The sequence below is a fragment of the Streptomyces fuscigenes genome (assembly GCF_021556455.1).
GTDB classification, from domain to species: Bacteria; Actinomycetota; Actinomycetes; order Streptomycetales; family Streptomycetaceae; genus Streptomyces; species Streptomyces fuscigenes.
This window is the reverse complement of sequence record NZ_JAKGCV010000586.1, coordinates 1-2,842: the sequence shown is the minus strand read 5'-3', so window position 1 is coordinate 2,842 and position 2,842 is coordinate 1. Positions and strand designations below refer to the sequence as shown.

General features: G+C 71.4%; 4 protein-coding genes. All 4 read right to left on the bottom strand.

Annotated features, from left to right (window positions below; genetic code table 11):
* On the bottom strand, window positions 1-391 hold a 391-nt coding region (locus L1885_RS26635), incomplete at its 3' end, for a translation initiation factor IF-2 N-terminal domain-containing protein (RefSeq protein WP_235799716.1).
* Between the two features lie 146 nt (window positions 392-537).
* Window positions 538-840, bottom strand: a complete 303-nt coding sequence (locus L1885_RS26630) for a YlxR family protein (protein WP_235799715.1) — start codon at window positions 838-840, stop codon at window positions 538-540.
* Window positions 841-917: 77 nt separating this feature from the next.
* Window positions 918-1,979, bottom strand: a complete 1,062-nt coding sequence (gene nusA, locus L1885_RS26625; protein WP_235799714.1) for a transcription termination factor NusA — start codon at window positions 1,977-1,979, stop codon at window positions 918-920.
* Between the two features lie 2 nt (window positions 1,980-1,981).
* Window positions 1,982-2,479, bottom strand: coding sequence for a ribosome maturation factor RimP (gene rimP, locus L1885_RS26620; protein ID WP_235799713.1), 498 nt, complete (start codon window positions 2,477-2,479; stop codon window positions 1,982-1,984).
* Between the last annotated feature and the right edge of the window lie 363 nt (window positions 2,480-2,842).

The following is a 2,842-nucleotide window of genomic DNA, read 5'->3' as shown; positions in this document are numbered from 1 at the left end:
GCCCCGTGGGGGCGGGCGCGGAAGCCGCGGGGGTGCTGGGCTCCGGAGCCTGGGCTGCGGCCGGCTTGGGGGCCGGGGCGCCGGGCTTCGGGGCAGCGGGACGTTCTCCCGCCGGCTTGGCGCCGGGAGAGGTGCCCGCACCCTGCGCCGGGGACGGCGCTGCGGGCCTGGCAGGCGCGGCCTTGCGGGGCGCACCGGGCTTGGCGGCGGACTTGCCGTTGCCATTGCCGGACGGGCCCTGCAGCGCGTCGGTCAGCTTGCGTACAACGGGCGCCTCGATCGTCGACGACGCCGAACGGACGAATTCACCGAGTTCTTGGAGCTTGGCCATGACGACCTTGCTCTCCACACCGAACTCCTTGGCGAGTTCGTATACCCGGACCTTAGCCACTTCGCTCCTTTTAGGTCCGGGTTACCGCCGGACCGTCGCTACTTCATGGGCGTACTCATCGCGTACTCATCGAGTGCTCATCGCAATCTCGACCTACTTCCAACTCGCGAGGTACCTGACCGCACGGGGTTCCGTGCCGTACTTCTTCATTCCTGCCGTCCCGCCCGGGCCCCGATCGCGTCGACGGCCCCACGCAGGCGTGCGGTGTCGAGCGGTCCCTGGACCCTGAGGGCCCGCGGAAAGGCCCGGCGGCGGACCGCCAGTTCAAGGCAGTCCACGACGGGGTGCACGTAAGCACCCCGGCCGGGCAGCGTACCGCTTCGATCGGGGACGCAATGTCCCTCGCTCACCACGATGCGCAGCAGATCGTTCTTGGCCGCTCGCCCCCGGCACCCCACGCAGGTTCGCTCAGGGCAGGATCGGGCGGACGTCCGGCCAGACGCGGTCAAGTCTACCTCCCCACATCGATCTCATCCCTATGGGGCAAGATTCCGGACGGCCGCCGGTCACGGTCGGCCGAAAGACGTCAGTCCCGGTCAGCGCTCCGGGGCGCGGAGGCCTCCCGGGCCGAGTCTCCGGCCGCCCGGGACTCGCCCCGCGGGCCCTCTCCCTGCTCGGTGTCCGGCCGGATGTCGATGCGCCAGCCGGTGAGGCGCGCGGCGAGGCGGGCGTTCTGGCCCTCCTTGCCGATCGCCAGCGACAGCTGGTAGTCCGGCACGGTCACCCGGGCGCTGCGGGCCGCGAGGTCGACGATCTCCACCTTGCTCACCCGTGCGGGTGAGAGGGCGTTGGCGACCATCTCGCCCGGGTCCTCCGACCAGTCCACGATGTCGATCTTCTCGCCGTGCAGCTCGGCCATCACGTTCCGCACGCGCGTGCCCATCGGGCCGATGCAGGCGCCCTTGGCGTTGAGCCCGGAGCGCATCGAGCGCACGGCGATCTTGGAGCGGTGGCCGGCCTCGCGGGCGATGGCGGTGATCTCGACGGAACCGTCGGCGATCTCCGGCACCTCCAGCGCGAACAGCTTCTTGACCAGGTTCGGGTGGGTGCGCGACAGCGTCACGGACGGGCCGCGCACGCCCTTCGCCACCCTCACCACGTACGTGCGCAGCCGCAGGCCGTGCGTGTACTCCTCGTCGGGGACCTGCTCCTGCACGGGCAGGATGGCCTCCAGTTTGTCGTCGAGCCGGACGAGGACGTTCTTCGGGTCCTTGCCCTGCTGGACCTGGCCCGCGACGACGTCGCCCTCGCGGCGCGCGTACTCGCCGAAGGTGACGTCGTTCTCCGCGTCCTTCAGGCGCTGCTGGATGACCTGGCGCGCGGTGGTCGCGGCGATCCGGCCGAAGTTCGACGGGGTGTCGTCGAACTCCTCGGGCTCCTGGCCCTCCTCCAGTTCGGCCGGGTCCTCCGTCGCCCACACCGTCACGTGGCCGGTGTCGCGGCTCAGCTCCGCGCGGGCGTGCCGGCGGCTGCCCTCGGTGCGGTGGTACGCGATGAGGAGGGCCGATTCGATCGCCTCGACCAGCAGATCGAAGGGAATCTCCTTCTCGTGCGCCAAGCCCTTCAGGAGCTTCACATCGATGTCCACGGCTACGCCTCCTCTGTGCTCTTGTCCTTGCGGTTGAACTCGACCTCCACGCGGGCCTTCGCGACCTGCGAGAACTCGAGGCGGCGCGCGGTGGCCCTGCGGCCCTTCACGCCCGGCACCTCGACGTCGAGTCCGGTGTCGTCCACGGAGAGGATGCGCGCCACCAGCTCGCCGCCCTCGTGGAGTTTGATCCTGGCGAGCCGGCCGACGGCGCGCACGTAGTGGCGCTGCTCGTTCAGCGGCCGCTCGGCGCCCGGGGAGGTCACTTCGAGCTGGTACTGCTCGTCGCCCAGCGGGTCGGCCTCGTCGAGCCGGGCGGAGATCGCACGCGTCAGCTCGGCGACGGTGTCCAGGTCCACGCCCTCGTCCGAGTCGACGACGACGCGCAGCACGCGGTAGCGGCCGGCCTTGGAGAGTTCGACGTCCTCCAGGTCGAGGCCCTCCGCGCCGACGAGCGGTTCCAGCAGACCCCGCAGCCTGTCGCTCTGAGTGGTGCTCATCCGGGTGACTCCTCGGCCGCGTGTGCTGTTGTCGTACCTCTTCCGGCGTCCTCGGCGGGAAACCGTGCCGGACCTGTCCGTCCCAAAGGGTATCCGGTCCGCGAGGGTGTTGCCGCCCACAGGCCCCGTACCGCGGGTACGCTCGCCTGCGAAGATCATCCAAGCTCTGCCCGGAGGCCGGCCGCGGCAGCGCCTCGGCATGGCCGTGGAGGTAGCCGTGAAGGCAGACGGGCGAACGGGCACGACACGCAGACGGGCGCTGGGGGGCGCGGGAGCCGCCACGGCCGCCGCCCTGCTGGCGGGCTGCACCTCCTCGGGGCCCGCGGCGCCGTCCGGTGACCGGCGGGCCCGGGCCGCGGCGGC

Coding starts and splice junctions, on each gene's coding strand:
- rimP (WP_235799713.1), bottom strand. CDS start 2,479: ATGAGCACCACTCAGAGCGACAGGCTGCGGGGTCTGCTGGAACCGCTC.